The following is a 17,043-nucleotide window of genomic DNA, read 5'->3' on the forward strand; positions in this document are numbered from 1 at the left end:
CTCGCCTCCTTAGTTGCCTTGGTTAAGTTTAAAGTCTAATTGAACTTGTAAACCTGGTTGTTTCTGTGGTTTTCCGTCAATGATCTTAGGACGGTACTTCCACTTACGCAGTGCGCGTTTAGCTTCACGGTCAAAGATACGTTTTGGATCTGCGTCAATTACTTCAACGTCAATCACTCCACCTAACTCATCAATTGTGAATGAAAGTTGTACCCAACCTTCTTTGCCATCACGTGCTGCTTGCGTTGGATATTTTGGTTCTATACGAACGATAGGTGTCGCATCACCATCTCGTCCAAATGCACCAGGACCACTTAGTCCACCAGCTGAACTACCAACATCAATGCTACCCATGTTAAATGACATAGCACCAGGGTTTGGATTATTATTTTCCGGCTGTGGCGGCTGCGGTTTAGGCGGCTGCTTTGGCGGTGGTGGAGGAGGAGGCGGTACACGCTTCCTCTCCTGCACCTTAGATTCAGGCGGATTCGTCATTATTTCGACTATGATCTGCTCTTTTTGTTCCGTATTACGGTCAGCCCCACCAGAGATGAGGAAGGCCATGAAGTAGAACAAGCCGAAAGTAACTGCCCCACCTGCAATCAGTGAAAACAGAAAACGAATCATTACTGATCTCCAGCTATTGAAATTCTAAGGTTGTCACCCGTCGCTTTAATCTGGTCCATAACTTTAACCACTGTGCCGTGTTTAGCTTCTTTATCAGCTTGTATAATCACAACTTCAGTAGGTTGTTCTGCTAATAAACTTTCAATTTTTGCTGAAATACGTTCAACATCAATTTGTTGTTTATCAACCCAGATTTCGCCGTTACTACGAATAGCAATAAAAATGTTAGCATTTTTTTGCTTAGTAGCTTGGGCAGCTTTTGGTTTATTGACCTCGATACCAGCCTCTTTAACGAACGATGTAGTTACGATAAAGAAAATAAGCATGATAAATACGATGTCAAGCATTGGCGTCATATCAACCGCTGCTTCTTCTTCTTCACGAAAACGTTGTTTACGTGCCATATTTAATTCTCTCTCTAGTGATGAGGCATACTATCAATAAGTTTGGCTTTCACCATTTTAGCTTTTGTCTCAAGACGTGAGCTAAAAAATACTCCAGATAGTGCCGCAACCATTCCAGCCATTGTTGGGATTGTTGCCATTGAAATACCTGATGCCATTAAGCGTGCATTACCCGTACCCTGGTTGGCCATGGTTTCAAAAACCGAGATCATACCAGTAACAGTACCAAGTAAGCCTATTAAAGGACAAACAGCTACTAATGTCTTAATCAACAACATACGCTGATCTAATTTTTCAGACGCTTCAGAAATCCATGCTTCACGGATTCTGTGTGCGTACCAAGACGTAGTGTCTTGGCGGGCATCCCACTTTGCTACAATTTCTTTCGCTGTGCGAGGAAACTCTGCAAGTAGAAACCAATAGCGCTCAATCATTAAAACCCACATCAGAAAGAGTGCTATCGCGACCACGTATAAAACCTGGCCGCCTGTGCCAACAAAATCCCTGATAGATTCCCATATCTCCATCAGGACTAGCATTAGGCTTTCTCCTTCTCCGCGTGAGTAGCAACGATACCCGCGCTTTGCTCATCAAGGATGTGTAATACCGACTTACTACGACCAGCTACAAGAGCATGAAGTAGAATTAGTGGTAATGCAGCAATTAGACCTAGCGCTGTAGTTACAAGTGCTAGAGAGATGTTACCTGCCATGATCTTCGGATCACCCGTACCGAACAATGTGATTGTTTGGAACGTTAAGATCATACCGATTACTGTACCTAGTAGACCTAGTAACGGTGCGATTGCAGCAAGAATCTTAATTATGTTGATACCAGCTTCGATGCGTGGCGTTTCACGTAGAATCGCTTCATCAAGTTTAAGCTCAAGGTTTTCAACATCTTGGTTCTTGTTGTCATGGTACACTTTAAGAATACGACCCAGTGGGTTATTTGTATTCGGTGTAGCAACATTTTTAAGCTGGCTCTTAATCTTACTAGTAGTAAGTGTAAGGTCAACAAAGCGAATTAGAGTAATTAGCATACCTAAAGCTAGTAAAGCTGTAATGATATAACCAACTACGCCACCTTGATGGAAGTATTCCATAAGTGTCGCTTTTTGAGTGTTGATACGTAAGATAGCACCACGAGTCGGATCGATATAAACACCAGCGTAGTTATCTGGTGATGTATTTTCAAGATCAGTGATACCGTCTAAAATATAGCTATCAGGCTGTTTACCTAGAGGCTGAATAGACTTAGTTTCTGGTGAATAAATTAAGTAACCATCGTCTGTAACTAAGTTAAAGTTACCGATACGCGTTACTTTCTTCATTGACGGGTTACCGTCAAGACCAGCAACTTCAGTTTCAAAAGTTGAAACTTTAGCTGATTCAGTCATTTCTGTTTGAAGTGAAATCCAAAGTTCTTCAAGTTCGCGAACTGTAGGAAGTTCTTTAGCAGCAGCTAATGAACGTAAGATTTCAGCACGGCCAGGTTTCTCAGCACTAACTAGTGATGCTTCGATAGAACCGATAGCGTCTTGAGCTGCACGACGTACAACACCAAACATCTCACCCAAAGTACCTTGAGCACTTTGAAGAGCGGCTTCTTTTTCAGCTAACGTGTTTTCATTTTGTGCATATTGCTTAGTTAAGCTTTCACCACGAGACTTCTCAGAAGCAAGTTGGCTTTTAGCTTTATTAAGTAAAGATTGCTTGTCAGCACGATCTGATAAGAACTCTTGTTCACGTTTCTTATCGATTTTACCTTCAGAGATACGCTCTTGCTTTACTTGCTCAAGTATTTTATCTAGAGCTCCAGTATTTGCATGTGCATTTAACGCGGTACCTGCAGAAACAGTTAGTACTGCGGCAACAGCAAAACCTTTAAATAGTTTCTTCATTATTGATTACTCCGCGCCAAAGATAGGTAGTTTAACAAGTTCTAATGTCGCTTGCTTACGCGCCATACGAATAACTTCTTTAACAGGTTTTAGGTATTCTTCACCTAATTCTTTCCACTGTTTAGTGTTGTTATCCCACACCCAAGCATGTTTCAAGTCAAAAGACTGAGCAACGTAAGTAATACGACCTAACTGACCGATATCAACGTTAATACTTTTGCCATCAACTTCTAGTGTACCTTGTGAAGCAGATACAAGTGAGCTGTATGCTGTTTCAATAGTGTAAGCTTCAAGTACTTGACGGAATTTTTCAGACGTCGTTACAGACGCAGAAACCATGATTTCACGTAGTCTTTCAACACGTCCTAAACGCGTCTCTAGATTAAATGGAACGTCCGCTTTGATGAATTGCTCAAGCGTATCGATCATGCGATACATCAAAGGCACAACGTTTTGTTTCGTGTTATCAATCGTAGCGATTTGACGATCAAACGATTCAATAGACGCGTTTTGGCTATCAACCAAGCGCGACACGTGATCGTTATACACTTTCATAAGTTCAGTCTCATCAACAACGCTACGGTACTCAGCGATTAGCTCCTGAGTTTGACCATATACATTGTCAATTTTAGTTTGAGACTTAACCGCAGCCTTTTGAATTTGTTGACCTGCTTTTTGCACGTCATTCAAAGGATCTGCAATCACATTGCTGCTTGCAAATGCAAATGCGCCAACCAACGCAGTTGCTACAAGACTCTTTCTGATTTTAACAGACATAGTTCCCAACCAATTAAGTAATGTTACTTTTATAATTTAATTATCCTCCGAAGAGAACAACCCTGATATCTTTTAATAGATATCAACCTTCCAATAATGCTAAATGCAATTAGCGCTGTCAACTTGATGTTTACTAATCTCTGCAAATAAATAGCTAAGTTAATGCTTAAACAAAAGTACTAGCACACAACTGTTAACATTATTGCAACTAAGCTTTTGCTTAATATTTCGATTAAAGCCTTTTGAGGGGTGTATTTATTCGCATTGTACTGACATAAAACAACATTATTGCAACATTTAGCCAAAGCTGAATTCGCACTGAAAAAAAACAAAAAAAAATATAGATAGATATAACAAAAGTTATTTTTTAAACGATTTCAGCACATTTTATCTCCCCAATAACACTTCATCTGAAAAAACAAACCATTTGTCGCACAAAAAAACAACACTGGATAATCTCTAATACCGCCCACCTTGCTTTATGCACGCAATACCTAAAGCCATTTATAAAACGTGTTTCCCATAAATAGTAATAATAAGTTTCTTTTAGCAAGGCCTGAAATAGCCAAATAGCTTTCGATAATTAGACGAGTTACATTTACCGCTTTAGAGTGCTCATTAATACTATTTAACAGTTAAATTTATTTAGTAACAAAGTTAATCACAAAAAGTTGCTCAACTTTAATAATAATGGACTATAAATGATGCCTAACGCTTCCATAATAAGCTATCAGAGGCCTATAGAGGTTCCCTTGCCCATTTATAGTTAAAGTACAAAACTTCAACCTGATTGCACTAGCAAGACTTACACTAAAATTTACACAGATTGTTATTTGGCATCATTTTTATGTATATAAGTATCGGATCAGTTGGATAAATTGTAAGGGATGTTTTAAATGCGATAGAAAGTGGTTCGATTGTATAAGTTATTCAGATAATTGAATTTTGGGTTTGTATTAAAATAGAAGATTTAAGAATATATGAAATTTGTGTTCAAGGATTTAAAAAGAAGGATTTTATTAATTATGTACATAGAGAGGAATTATGGTGAAACAGAGACCTGCTTCACCAAGATGAACTAGAGTTCACATAATAAATTATGCTGCTTCTACGTTCTCAGCTTCAGGGCCTTTTTGACCTTGTTTGATGCTGAATGTCACTGCTTGACCTTCGCTAAGAGTGCGAAAACCAGAACCAGTGATTGCGCTGAAATGTACAAACACGTCAGGACCATTTTCTTGTTCAATGAAACCAAAGCCTTTAGCTTCGTTGAAAAACTTTACTTTACCAGTAACCGACATACTAAATTTTCCTGTAAGTCAATAATTAAAATTCAGCCATATTATTATGGCAATATCCTCCCTGAGTCAATGCTCAAAAATATGGAGGTACAGTACAGGAACAAGTAATAACCTAACCGGTAACCTTAAACGCAGCACAATATCCGTAAATTCAATACATAAAAACTCAAAGCAAGGTAAGATTAACACATTATATTTTTTTTCGCTCTATTAATTGGGAATTATTTATTAAAAATATAAATTTGTTTTAAATCGCCTTTAACTGACTAATTTCCAAGCAAAAACTATAAAGTATTATTGTAATATATATTGCTATAAACGCGTATAAAAGCCCTCTACAACAGCAATACTGTCAAACAACGCTTCAATAACATCAAAAATACAAACAAAAAAGCCGCTTTAAAAATTAAGCGGCTTTTGGTTTAAATATAAAATATTAACTATTTAACAGACCAATCAATAGTATCTTCTGCTTTTATAGGCACAACTTCAGAGTCGCCTAGGGTATAACTTGCAGGTACGTCCCATGGTTTTCTTTGTAATGTTATTGTATCGGCATTACGCGGCAACTCATAAAAGTCAGGACCAAAGTGGCTTGCAAATCCTTCAAGCATGTCCAAAGCTCCTGCGTCTTCGAATGCTTCAGCGTATAACTCAATAGCGGCATGAGCCGTATATGCACCAGCACAACCACAAGCAGCTTCTTTTTTATCTTTATAATGTGGTGCAGAATCAGTTCCTAAGAAAAACTTTTTATTTCCACTTATAGCTGCGGCCATTAATGCTTGCTGGTGAATGTTACGTTTGAGGATTGGCAAACAGTAATAATGTGGGCGAATTCCACCCGCTAACATATGATTACGATTATAAAGTAAATGATGAGCTGTAATTGTTGCTGCTACATTGCTAGGTGCATTAACTACAAACTCTACTGCATCTTTAGTTGTAATATGCTCTAGTACAATTTTAAGTTCAGGAAAGTCACTTACCACATCCCCTAAAATCGTCTCTAAAAATACTTTTTCACGGTCAAAAATATCGATTGATGAATCAGTAACTTCTCCGTGTACTAACAGCAACATACCTACTTCTTGCATTGCTTTTAAAACCGGGTAAATATTTTTGACTGATGTAACACCCGAATCAGAATTGGTTGTAGCGCCAGCAGGATACAATTTTGCAGCTACTATTTTACCCGTTGCTTTTGCTTTCTTTATTTCATCTGGTGTCGTTTTATCAGTAAGGTAAAGTACCATTAAAGGCTCAAAGGCACCTTGTGGGCCTGCTGCCATAATACGTTCTCGATAAGAAAGAGCGGTATCAGTACATGTTGCCGGCGGAACAAGGTTTGGCATAATAATAGCGCGACCCATGTATCTGCTAATGTCTCGTACAGTATCCTTTAGCTGGTCGCCATCACGTAAATGTACATGCCAGTCATCTGGGCGAGTGATAGTAAGGGTTGTTACAGAGTTTGTATTATTGCTTGTCATTACTTTGTTCCAAGGCTGAATTTATCCGATCATAGGCATATGATGTTTTCGAGTAAAGATTTTATTAAAAATAATGCATATGTTGATGACATTACCGAGTTGTGTAATTAAAGCTTAATACTCCAATTCAATTGGGATTAGCCATTGTTATTACTTACAATTAATTAAAGTCATTCGTCATAATAATTTACAGCCAATTAAAACCACTCATCGCTTTATTTTGTACAAAATCTAAGATTAGGTTAACTTAGCTACGTATTTAAAAATAAAAAGAATAATATAAATTGCCTATGTCTTACAAAAATAATGCCTCAAGAGCACTTGAGATAAAAACTGATCAACTGAGTATTATTAATCAATTTTCATCAAGCTTATTGCAACTAGACACACTAGACGAGCTATTTGAGTATGTTACAACGCACGTTGTTAACCGTTTAGGATTTGTTGATTGCGTTATTTACCTTGCCGATAACAATGCTTATACATTAAATCAAGTTGCATCGATGGGTATTGCTCACGCCCGAGACAAATATCAAGCCGAACGTAAAGTAATACGTTTTAGTGAAGGAATTACTGGAGCTGTTGCAACTACTGGTAAAGCCGTAGTTATCGATGATGTAACAAAAGATAGCCGTTATATCGCAGATGAGCGCCCTGCCCAATCAGAACTATGCGTCCCTCTTATATATAAAGAACAAGTTTTAGGTGTTATTGATTGTGAGCACCCTATTAAAGGCTACTTTACAAACGCACACCTTGAAATTCTTACAACAGTTGCCCACTTACTCAGTGCTAAAATTAACCAGGTAAATACGGTAAATAACTTACAAAAAACAGTTGAGCAACTTAACAACGCACAAAAATTAGAAAATAGCTTATTACAAATAGCTAACCTAACCTACAAAGCTAACGACTTAGATACCTTCTTTGAAGCCTTGCATTCAATTATCAATAACTTACTTCGTGCTGATAACTTTTTTATCGCTTTATATGACAAAAAAGTAGATATACTTGACCTTGTTTATATAGTCGAAGAAGGCATAAACACTAAAACACATCAAAAAATATCTAAAGAACAGCTAAAAGACACTGCTTCATATTACCTACTGCAAACAGAGCAAACCTTATTACTCAATAAAGATGCCTTTCAAAGTCATATTGATAACGGTGATTTTAAAATGATAGGTCGACAATCAGAGTCTTGGTTGGGTGTTCCATTTAAAACAAGTGATCGTATAAGCGGTGTTATTGTTGTACAAAGCTACGATAAAACACTGCAATACAACGAACACGACAGCGCTCTTCTAACTTACGTAAGTCGTCAAATAAGTATGGCAATTGATAGACAACTAGCCCGACAAGAGCTCGAGCATAAAGCATTGCATGACGAGCTTACCGGCCTTGCTAACCGCTCATTACTCATTGAGAGAATAAAGCATGCTATTTTACGTTTAACGCGCGCTAAAAAAAGTACTAGCCATGCCCTGCTGTATCTAGATTTTGACCGTTTTAAAAGTATTAATGATTCGCTGGGGCATGAGGTCGGAGACCATTTTCTTATAAAAATATGCGACTTAATTAAAAGTACAGTACGAAGCACCGATACATTTGCTCGTTTAGGCGGTGATGAATTTGCTATTTTCATGGAAAATATCACACATAAAAACCAAGTTAATGAAGCTTTAAACAGAATTAAAAGCGCATTAGCAAAACCTCTAAATGTAGATAGCCACTTACTTCAAGCCTCTACTAGTATTGGTATTGCCTATACCGACAACATAAACGATCAAGCTTATATATTACTGCAACAAGCTGATGCTGCTATGTATGAAGCAAAATCCACCGGGCGTGGACAAGTTAAGTTTTTTAATAACACGATGCGTAAAAAACTTAAAACCCATGCCGATATCGAAAACGACTTGCAACACGGTATAGAACACAACGAATTTGAACTCTATTTTCAGCCAATTTTTACAATTACCACAAGTGAAGTTGTCGGATTTGAAGCACTTGTGCGCTGGCATCATCCTAAAAAAGGATTTGTACCACCTAATGACTTTATACCGATAGCTGAAACTACAGGGCAAATTATAAATCTTGATTTACATTTACTTGATTTAGCCGCTCAGCAGATTTCTAATTGGCACCAGCAAGGTCATCGCTTTTTGAAAGTAACAGTTAATGTGTCGTCACGACATTTTGCAAGCCTCGATTTTGTAGCGCAAATACATTCTATTTATAATAAATACCAATTACCTCTGGGTTCTTTATGTTTAGAAATTACCGAATCAGGCTTAATAGAAAATCTAGAACTCGCCACTCAAATAATAGAAGGTCTTTCACCTTTAAAAGTAAAATTGTGCCTTGACGATTTTGGAACGGGTTATTCAGCACTGGGCTACTTGCACCAACTGCCTATTCATATTTTAAAAATAGATAAAAGCTTTATTGACCACCTACAAGATTCCACAAACCCACTTGTTGAAGCCATTTTATCACTTGCGCAATCATTAAAACTTGAGGTTGTTGCTGAAGGGATAGAAACACTTGAACAATTAGCCATTTTACAATCCACCGCGTGCGACTATGGCCAAGGTTTTTTAAAGTCAAAACCGGTCACAGCCAAAGAAGCCATATTACTTATTAATAAGCCCTTATAAAAGAGCCAGCGAGTTGGTCGCTGGCTTAGGTATTACGTATATACTCATCCATTGACCTAAACTAAAGCTAAAAAGCAAAATGACTTTAGTTTTTAAACCACAACCTAAAGTAACCATTCCCCACCCCACACAGTTATTTATATAGTCAAAATTCACACTGAGGTGAAGCACACCGCAATCGATATACTTAAAATACAACATGAAGCAAACTCATCTAAAACTCATCAAACCAGTTTTTGAATGACTTTTATCGTTACTAATTCTAATATTTTCGCGATTCATAGCAACAAACTGCAATAAACCACAATAAATCGCAAACTTTTAGCCATCTAGACGTTGAAACGTTTTTTGTATAGGCGTAGTATGTGGTTAATCTGAGCTGAACTCACTTTTCCCATGAGAATTTTTAAAGATGATTGGTATTAAACATTTAAAAACCATAGCAACCCTAAAAGAAACAGGATCTTTGGTTAATACGGCACGAGAGTTATTTTTGACACAGTCTGCTTTATCTCATCAAATCAAAGATTTAGAGAATAAATTAGATTGCCAATTATTTGAGCGTAAAACTCAACCAGTCCGCTTTACCCCTCAGGGAATGCTATTACTTGAATTAGCTCACGAAATATTACCAAAAATGGAAGCGACTAAATGCCGTTTGAAAGAAAGCTTAAATCAGCCTATTTCTCAACTGCGTTTAAGTGTGGAATGCCATGCATGTTTTCATTGGTTATTGCCTACTATTAAAGAATTTAATAACTTTTGGCCTGATATAAAAATTGATTACGAGCGCGGCTTTAGTTACGACGCTATTCCTGACTTACTAAGCGATGAGCTCGATTTAGTTTTAACATCTGACATACGTGAACCCGACACATTAGAATACGCGCACTTATTTGATTTTAAATTGAAGCTTATTGTGGCACCGGATCATGAACTTGCTAAAAAAGCGTATGTAACAGCGCTTGATTTAAAAAACGAAACTATTATTTCATACCCTATCCCGCGTGAACGCCAAGATATATTTAAGCATTTCATTCAAAATGCACGTTTTGACGGTACGTTAAAAACGGTTGATCAAGGATTACTTATTTTTCAACTAGTAAGTGCCGGCATGGGCGTTGCCGCTTTACCTGATTGGCTAGTTACACCTTATGAAAGCCAAGGCTTAATTAAATCAATTCCTTTGGGCGCTCTTGGCCTTACTCGTCCTATGTATTTAGCGATGAAAAAAGACATGAAAGATAACCCTGTTTATCGTCACTTTTTAAATACGTGTAAGCTAAATAACGGTCGATAATCATCAATATAATGAGTAATATCGCTGTAATTAACTCTACAGCGTTTAACTCTTATGTTTGTTATTAAAAAAATGATTGGTGGCTTACTTATGCCACTGCCTCTATTTGGTTTATTTGCGTGCCTGATGCTCCTACTCGCATTTAAAGGCCGCAAATCAGCTCTCTTCTTATCTACTTTAAGCTTAATTGTATTACTTGCATTGAGCACACCCTTTATCGCCAATTTAATTATCCAAAATAATGAACCTGCGTCGCTTGCATTTAATACCCTAAAGCATCCAAAAATAGACAAAATAGTTGTACTAGGTTGCGATATAAACCCAAATCCTGCACTCAGTGCTAATAATCAATTAGGCAATTGTGCGCTAACGCGCTTAGTAGAAGGTGTAAAGCTAGCAAAGCACTACCCTAATGCAGAGCTTATAGTGTCAGGCGGGGGTTATCAAAATACCACTAATAGCGGGCTTATGTATCAAACGGCAATTAGTTTAGGTGTTAATAAGAGTCGTATATTCCAAAACCCAAAAGCGATGGATACCGCAGCAGAAGCTAAATTATTAGCACCTAAATTAGTTGATTTTAAAGTCGCGCTAGTAACATCTGTGCTGCACATGCCTCGCGCCAAAGACTTATTTAATGCTCAAGGTATTGAAGTAATAACCGCAGCCACTGATTACCATAACTTTGCTGTATTACCGTGGCATAAACAATTTATACCTAATGCTCAGGCTTTAATGGTAGTAACGCAGTATGCTCATGAAGTAATTGGAAATGCATGGATCACAGTGCGCCGCTGGGCAAACCCAGAAGCGCTTTAGTTTTTCACTAAGAAACAGATACTACTAAACAGGGTTATCTATATCTATAAACGTGACGTCAAAGCCATGTTCTTGAGCAAGCAACTCACCCAAAGCTTTTACGCCATAGCGCTCTGTTGCATGGTGCCCAGCTGCAAAAAAATCAATATTTTGCTCACGAGAGCTATGAATAGTTTGCTCCGATGCCTCACCTGTTAGGTAGGCATCAATGCCTTGCTCTGCAGCTAAATCAATATACCCTTGCCCACCACCGGTGCACAGTGCAATGGTTTCAATTTTTGTTGAACGTACTAAACTTGTGAGTGGGGTTCGATTTAGCACTTTTGCAATTTTATCTGCAAAATCTTCACCACTTAATGGTGTTTTTAAACGCCCTTTCATTGCTACGCTATTTGAAGTTGGCTCTAGCCCTGTTTCAATTTCAATATCCAATAACTTTGCTAGTTGCGCGTTATTGCCAACTGCTGGATGAATATCGAGTGGTAAGTGATAGCCAAATAAATTAATATCGTGTGCTAATAACGCACCTATACGACGCTTTTTCATTCCCGTTATTGGTTGGGATTCCCCTTTCCAAAAAAATCCATGGTGAACTAAAATAGCATCTGCTTGTTGCTCAATGGCAGCATCTATTAATGCTTGACTTGCGGTTACACCCGTCACAATTTTTTTAATTTCGTTTTTACCTTCAACTTGTAAGCCATTTGGGCAAAAATCTTTAATTAATTGAGGTTTTAAAATGTCATTTAGGAGTTGGTTAAATTCTCTACGTTGCATATAACTTACCTTACTTAGCACTGAATTTTGTGCAAATTTTGGCGTTTATAGCTCTAAAATGGAAGGAAAATCGCAAAAAATTGAAAAACTGTTTTAAAATAGGTATAAATACGGCTTCTTTATCTGTGTTCACAACGTATAGGGTCTCTGATGAGCAAACTAGACAAAACAGAAGTGTTATCTGCCTTTGAAGCAGCGTACGAAACTGCCAATGGTAAAAAACCTGAAATCACAACTAAACCTGGTTGGTACAGCATTGATGGCGGTAAAAATTTACGCCTAGCTGACGTAGCAGAGCTTACTAAAAAGTTAAACTCTGGTAAAACAACTAAAACGAAAAAACCAAAAGCAGCTGCGCCTGTTAAAGCACAGAAAAAAGCGCCATTCACTGTTGTTACCGAAAACGAAGAAGGTTACACAGCTGAAGAACTTTGGATTGTAATTTTAGCTCGTAAAGATCATGACTGTCGCTTACCGCGTGGTGTTGTTTAATCAACATTTATGATTTTTAAAAGAAACCGCGTTAAGCGGTTTTTTTATGTGCGCGATTTACCGAGGAAGACAGTAACCACTTTGCAGCAAAGCCACAAATAACAATGAACATCGTCCCGACTAATACTGGCATAATTAAAAAGTCCCAACTTTGTCCAGATACAATAATCAGAATAGGGTTAGCACCCGCCGCAGGATGCACTGTTTTAGTGAGCATCATGAGTGTAATTGCAAAACCAACAGCTAATGCAATAGATACACTACCGTCACCAACATAAGTTACAAAAACGATCCCCACAAATGCTGTTAAAAGATGACCAAAAATCACATTTTTTGGTTGTGCTAATGGGCTATTTGGTATGCCAAATACAAGTACTGCCGTTGCGCCAAAAGGTGCCATTAACCACAGTCCATAGCCTCCTATATTATTTAGCCAAGATAAAAAACCCAATACTAGCACTGAAAAAAAGCCAGCAACACAGGCTAATTTAATATCTTCAATATTCATGCTACATCCTTAAATAAGAGTAGACAAACTTGTCTACCTGGCAATGATAGACAAGTCTGTCTACTTATGTCAAGATACCTTTCAGCTAATATTTAAGGGGTTTTATGAATAAACGAGAGCAAATTATTACAACAGCACTTAATCTCTTTTATAGCAAAGGCTTACATGCTGTGGGTATTAATGAAATTCTAGCCGTTTCAGGTATCGCTAAAAAAACGCTTTATAATCACTTCGCAAGCAAAGATGAGCTAATACTTGCTTGCTTAGCCACGCGTGATAAAAACTTTAATAATTGGCTAGAACAAGTCTGTGAAAAACAAAGTGCCCTTGACGTTGCTAATGGATTATTTAAAGGGTTAACGAGCTGGTTTAATAGTGCAGTGCCGGAATTGGGCGATTTTAATGGGTGCTTTTTTATAAACGCAGCAGCAGAATATCCACTCGCAGCGCATACTATTGCAATACAGTGTAAAGCACATAAACAAGCTGTACTTAAAATTATATTGAACGCTTTACTTGCCACTCCTCAGCTAAAAAACAATAAAGCTAAAGCCGAAAATGTCGCACAAACATTATTTATTCTAAAGGAAGGACTTATATGCCAAGCACGTGTCATGCATACTCAACCACTTATTATGCCAAGCACTGCGTTGCTAAAACACATAATACAAAGCTAAAAAAGCGGCTATGTAGCCGCTTTCGAAAGATCAAAATAAATTATAGCTTTTCGAAGTAAAGTGGTTCGCGCTCTTTTTTACCCACTTCACTCATTGTCTCTGCATTGAATAATCGACCATTGATCATGGTGTAATCTACTTTATCCGAATCTCGAATATTTTTAAGCGGATCGCCATCTATAACCATTAAATCAGCAAGCTTGCCAACTTCAAGTGATCCTACGTTTTTATCAAGCCCTAAATACTTAGCCGGATCGAGTGTTGATGCACGTATAGCTTCAAGTGATGTCATTCCGCCTTGTGCAAACATCCACATCTCCCAGTGTGCACCTAAGCCTTCACGCTGACCGTGAGCACCTAAGTTAACTAATACACCTAGGTCTTGCAGCTCAGCAGCAACGCGTGCGTTATTAAAGTGATTATAGTGATGATCGGGCGCTTTAATGCGGCGCATAGAGCGTGGTAATAATTGATTTTTTGGCACAAATTTACTTAAACGCGGGTGATTCCACACATCAGTTTTATCGTACCAGTAATTTTCACCCCAAATGCCACCATAAGCCACTACAAGCGTAGGTGTGTAACCTACATCACTTTGCGACCATAACTGCTTTATATCGTCGTATATGTGCTCTACAGGGATTGAATGCTCAATACCTGTGTGTCCATCTACAATCATACTTAAGTTATGTTGTAATAATGAGCCGCCTTCTGGTACTACCATCATTTCAAGCATCCGGCCTGCTTCAATAACTTGTTGGCGCTGCTCTCGGCGTGGCTGGTTATACGACTTAACACTAAATGCACCTACTTTTTTAAGGCGCTCTAAATGAAATTTAGCATCGTCTAACGAGTCAATATGCGACGTATAACCTGGCATATTTGCGCCATATAAAATAGTACCCGTTGAGAAAATACGCGGGCCAACAATCATGCCTGCCTTTTGCATTTCGCTTGCGGTAAATATTTCGGAGGTATCGTTTGATGGATCGTGAATTGTAGTTACACCCAGCGCTAAACCTGCAAAGTTTTTCCAGTTTTGCTCAGGTATAATTTCATCACTTGCTTGCGAGCCATGTGCATGAGCATCAACAATACCAGGCATAATAGTTTTACCTGTTACATCAATAACCTCAGCACCTTTAGGAATACTTATATCGCTGGCTGTACCAATTGCTTTAATATGCTTGCCATCAGTGATAATTACACCATTTTCAATTACCTTTTCGCCGTCCATAGTTATAATTTTTGCACCAGTGAGCGCAATCATACCTTTAGGCTCTGCCATTTTTTTACTGAAACCGATATTATCGCCACTTTTCACTTTAAAGTCGGCATCTTCGGCTTTGTTAATAGCAAACATCCCCTCAAGGCTTGCATGATAAAGCTCAGGCCCTAATGTCCAATAAAGCGTGTTGCTCTTAGCGCTCCAACTAATGTTTTCACCAGCACGTACCGATAACTGCTCTATTGGAAATTGACTATCTTTAGGCCCAATATTAATTGTTTTACCACTTTGAACAAACGGCGTTACAAATACTTTAAATCGCTCAGCAAAAGCGAGATATTGCCCATCTGGTGATACTCTAAATTCTGTCGCATGTTCTGACTCGTACAGTTTACGAACTTTTTTACTTTCAAGCTCAACTACACTTAGCGTTGGTTTTGGCCAAGGACTCATTATAAAAACGCGATCGTTTGCATCTCCAAATTGTGGTTGATAACCACTTTTTGAAATAAGCTCACTTTTACCGCCTTTTGCGCTTACGCTATATATACCAGGGTTAAGTGACCATTTAGGGTTTAAAATACTGCCCCCCGTGGCTTTTCGATAAACAACCGTTTTCCCATCTGGACTAAACGCAGGCTCTACATATTTCCCGGGCTCTTTAGTAATTGTATCGCCACGACCACTGCGCGCAGAAACCACTCTTACAGACCCTTGTTTGTTATCATCCCATGTGGTGTAAACTATTTTTTTACCATCGCGAGAGTACTGTGGAAATAATTCGTAATGATCAGTTTGCTTTGTTAAACGCTTAATTTTACCTGACTCTAAATCACGTTTATAAATATGCCCAAGCGCTTCAAAAATTGCAGTTTCGCCATCTGGGCTTACTTGCACATTACGCAGCATTTTTACATCAAACTCATCAGTATCTAAGTTTTGTGTAAAGCGCACCGCTTTTTGAATTTTTTTAGTAGTTTGCACTTTAAAAGGAATGGTTTTAACGGATTTGTCTGCAACATCTAGCTTGTGAATTGTACCACCAGCCCAAAATACTAACTCTTCGTTATCGGGGGTCCATGCAATGGTTGGGTATACACCATGAATAGCCCATGTTTCTTGCATATCTCGCTCAAGCTTATCGTAAAGCTTAGTGTGCTCACCGCTAGTTAAGTCATATAAATACAAGCTAGTTTGAAAGTCATCACGCTTTATATAAGCAAGCTTTTTACCATCTGGTGATGGTGTAGGCCTAATAGCACCGCCCATCGTATCGATTACAGTTTCAATTTCACCCGTTTCACGGTCGTAGCGCTTAATTTTATAAATGCCCGCTACAGAATCCTTTGAGTAATGAAAGGTTTTACCGGGTGTTGCATCATGCGAAAAGTATACATAACGACCATTAGGTGAAAACATTGGCTCACCTAAATCTTTTTGATCGTTCTCGCGTTTTGTAAGCTGTACGCCCTTGCCACCCGCTTTATGGTACAACCACACTTCACCTGCTCCCAATGAACGGCTAGCTGTAAAGTGTTTACGCGCAACTAAGTAGTCGCCATCAGGACTCCATGCAGGACTATTTAGTAATCTAAAGGTTTCATCGGTAACAGCGTGTTGATTTTCACCATTTAAGTCCATTATCCAAATGTTATCGCCACCACCTTGATCGGAGGTAAACGCAATACTTTTGCCGTTAGGACTAAAGCGTGGTTGCATTTGCCATGCAATATCAGAGGTGAGCTTTGTGGCTGTACCACCACTCATTGGCATAGTATAAATATCGCCAAGTAAGTCAAACACCACGGTTTTACCATCAGGGCTAATATCTATATTCATCCATGTGCCCTGCTCAACGCTAATTGCAGCGTCAACAAATTGCCCCTTAGGTGAATCTACTTGCCATTTTTGTTCGTCTTTTTCAGCGGCATTTACCTGCCCTATCGCTAATGACACCGACAGCGCCAATACTGTATGAAGCATTTTTTTCATGCGTTTCTCGCTTGTTATTGTTGCAGTAAAAACTATTTCACATGATTGCAACAAAAACAAACGCAACTTGCCAGCGTTATATGAT

General features: G+C 38.4%; 15 protein-coding genes. 5 read left to right on the forward strand and 10 right to left on the reverse strand.

The genetic code is table 11. The features are described from left to right. Window positions 1-9: 9 nt before the first annotated feature. The 7 genes from I6F48_RS04080 to pyrC all read right to left on the reverse strand — a co-directional run bounded on the left by I6F48_RS04080 (window position 10) and on the right by pyrC (window position 6,505). Window positions 10-627 (reverse strand): energy transducer TonB, encoded by a 618-nt coding sequence (locus tag I6F48_RS04080; RefSeq protein WP_165728220.1) that lies wholly within the window; start codon window positions 625-627, stop codon window positions 10-12. Next, window positions 627-1,031, reverse strand: a complete 405-nt coding sequence (locus I6F48_RS04085) for an ExbD/TolR family protein (RefSeq protein ID WP_007583867.1) — start codon at window positions 1,029-1,031, stop codon at window positions 627-629. Before I6F48_RS04085 ends, I6F48_RS04080 begins: the two co-directional genes overlap by 1 nt. 14 nt (window positions 1,032-1,045) lie before the next feature. Then, window positions 1,046-1,570, reverse strand: coding sequence for a MotA/TolQ/ExbB proton channel family protein (locus tag I6F48_RS04090; RefSeq protein ID WP_002961709.1), 525 nt, complete (start codon window positions 1,568-1,570; stop codon window positions 1,046-1,048). Then, a complete protein-coding gene (locus I6F48_RS04095) occupies window positions 1,570-2,934 on the reverse strand; it encodes a MotA/TolQ/ExbB proton channel family protein (protein ID WP_007583865.1) in 1,365 nt (454 codons plus the stop codon). The genes I6F48_RS04090 and I6F48_RS04095 overlap by 1 nt, the downstream gene beginning before the upstream one ends. A gap of 6 nt (window positions 2,935-2,940) precedes the next feature. Continuing rightward, on the reverse strand, window positions 2,941-3,711 hold the full coding sequence (locus I6F48_RS04100) for a DUF3450 domain-containing protein (RefSeq protein WP_024590812.1): 771 nt from the start codon (window positions 3,709-3,711) through the stop codon (window positions 2,941-2,943). A gap of 1,097 nt (window positions 3,712-4,808) precedes the next feature. Beyond that, window positions 4,809-5,012 (reverse strand): cold-shock protein, encoded by a 204-nt coding sequence (locus I6F48_RS04105; protein WP_002961702.1) that lies wholly within the window; start codon window positions 5,010-5,012, stop codon window positions 4,809-4,811. Window positions 5,013-5,452: 440 nt separating this feature from the next. Beyond that, complete coding sequence (gene pyrC, locus I6F48_RS04110; protein WP_165740288.1) at window positions 5,453-6,505, reverse strand: dihydroorotase; 1,053 nt, start codon at window positions 6,503-6,505, stop codon at window positions 5,453-5,455. 290 nt (window positions 6,506-6,795) lie between these two features. On the opposite strand from pyrC, the gene I6F48_RS04115 reads away from it, so the two are divergent. The 3 genes from I6F48_RS04115 to I6F48_RS04125 all read left to right on the forward strand — a co-directional run bounded on the left by I6F48_RS04115 (window position 6,796) and on the right by I6F48_RS04125 (window position 11,284). After that, window positions 6,796-9,165, forward strand: a complete 2,370-nt coding sequence (locus tag I6F48_RS04115) for a GGDEF domain-containing protein (RefSeq protein WP_197118876.1) — start codon at window positions 6,796-6,798, stop codon at window positions 9,163-9,165. A gap of 412 nt (window positions 9,166-9,577) precedes the next feature. Further along, entirely contained in the window at window positions 9,578-10,465 is an 888-nt protein-coding gene (locus I6F48_RS04120) for a LysR family transcriptional regulator (protein ID WP_002961689.1), read from the forward strand. Between the two features lie 54 nt (window positions 10,466-10,519). Then, complete coding sequence (locus tag I6F48_RS04125) at window positions 10,520-11,284, forward strand: YdcF family protein (RefSeq protein WP_165740294.1); 765 nt, start codon at window positions 10,520-10,522, stop codon at window positions 11,282-11,284. Window positions 11,285-11,308: 24 nt separating this feature from the next. Here I6F48_RS04125 and I6F48_RS04130 read toward each other — a convergent pair whose 3' ends face one another. Next, window positions 11,309-12,061: a Nif3-like dinuclear metal center hexameric protein gene (locus I6F48_RS04130; protein ID WP_010555099.1), complete on the reverse strand. Its 753-nt coding sequence runs from the start codon at window positions 12,059-12,061 to the stop codon at window positions 11,309-11,311. Window positions 12,062-12,211: 150 nt separating this feature from the next. Here I6F48_RS04130 and I6F48_RS04135 point away from each other — a divergent pair, with 150 nt between their 5' ends. After that, window positions 12,212-12,553 (forward strand): hypothetical protein, encoded by a 342-nt coding sequence (locus tag I6F48_RS04135; RefSeq protein WP_002961684.1) that lies wholly within the window; start codon window positions 12,212-12,214, stop codon window positions 12,551-12,553. Between the two features lie 31 nt (window positions 12,554-12,584). Here the strand turns inward: I6F48_RS04135 and I6F48_RS04140 are convergent, their stop codons facing one another. Next, a complete protein-coding gene (locus tag I6F48_RS04140; RefSeq protein ID WP_197118877.1) occupies window positions 12,585-13,061 on the reverse strand; it encodes an HPP family protein in 477 nt (158 codons plus the stop codon). A gap of 104 nt (window positions 13,062-13,165) precedes the next feature. On the opposite strand from I6F48_RS04140, the gene I6F48_RS04145 reads away from it, so the two are divergent. Next, the gene (locus I6F48_RS04145; protein WP_197118878.1) at window positions 13,166-13,738 is read left to right on the forward strand and encodes a TetR/AcrR family transcriptional regulator; all 573 of its coding nucleotides are present in this window, start codon (window positions 13,166-13,168) and stop codon (window positions 13,736-13,738) included. 40 nt (window positions 13,739-13,778) lie between these two features. Here the strand turns inward: I6F48_RS04145 and I6F48_RS04150 are convergent, their stop codons facing one another. Continuing rightward, entirely contained in the window at window positions 13,779-16,958 is a 3,180-nt protein-coding gene (locus I6F48_RS04150) for an amidohydrolase family protein (RefSeq protein WP_197118879.1), read from the reverse strand. Between the last annotated feature and the right edge of the window lie 85 nt (window positions 16,959-17,043).

The organism is Pseudoalteromonas sp. SWYJ118 (assembly GCF_015864505.1).
GTDB classification, from domain to species: Bacteria; Pseudomonadota; Gammaproteobacteria; order Enterobacterales; family Alteromonadaceae; genus Pseudoalteromonas; species Pseudoalteromonas arctica.